Origin of the sequence: Rhizobium oryziradicis (assembly GCF_001939045.1) — a bacterium.
GTDB lineage: Bacteria > Pseudomonadota > Alphaproteobacteria > Rhizobiales > Rhizobiaceae > Allorhizobium > Allorhizobium oryziradicis.
The window spans coordinates 1-586 of record NZ_MKIM01000003.1 but is presented as its reverse complement, the minus strand read 5'-3'; the positions used below and the strand labels follow the sequence as shown (position 1 = coordinate 586).

General features: G+C 53.4%; 1 protein-coding gene. It reads right to left on the bottom strand.

The window, feature by feature from the left end:
- Window positions 1-28 precede the first annotated feature (28 nt).
- Window positions 29-586, bottom strand: a 558-nt coding sequence (locus tag BJF95_RS00015; protein ID WP_139317330.1) for an IS3 family transposase, incomplete at its 5' end; no start/stop codon positions are given.

Genomic DNA, 586 nt, shown 5'->3' with positions numbered 1-586 from the left:
GGGGATGCGGATAAAAAGTTGGACTGATTTATGGGTTAAGGCCAAGGATTCTTCGATACTCGATCGGGCTGAGTGATCCCAGCGATATCTTGATCCGCTTCTCATTGTACCAGCGGATATAAGCGTCTACTTCGGCAATGAACTGTTCGATTGTAATGGCCTTCCAGTCGCGTGGGTAGAAGAGTTCCGTTTTCAATCGGCCGAAGAACCCTTCGCAAGCGGCGTTATCTTGTGAGCAGCCCTTTCGGGACATTGAACGAACGAGTTTCGCGCCGCTGATCCGCGTAAGCCAACCTGGCCAACGGTAATGGGCTCCGCGATCGGAATGGACGATTGGTCGTTCCGCGCTGTCTGTCACGGTCTCGATAGCTGCATCCAGCATAGTATTGACCAGCCCCGCGTCCGGCTGCGTTCCAATCGACCAACTGATGATCATGCCATCGAAGCAGTCGATGATGGGCGAAAGGTACACCTTGCCTGCTGGGATCTGGAACTCGGTGATGTCTGTCAGCCACTTCACATTCGGCGCTTTTGCATGGAAGTCGCGATTGATCAGGTTCTCGGGTGCTGGACTTATTTCTCCCAG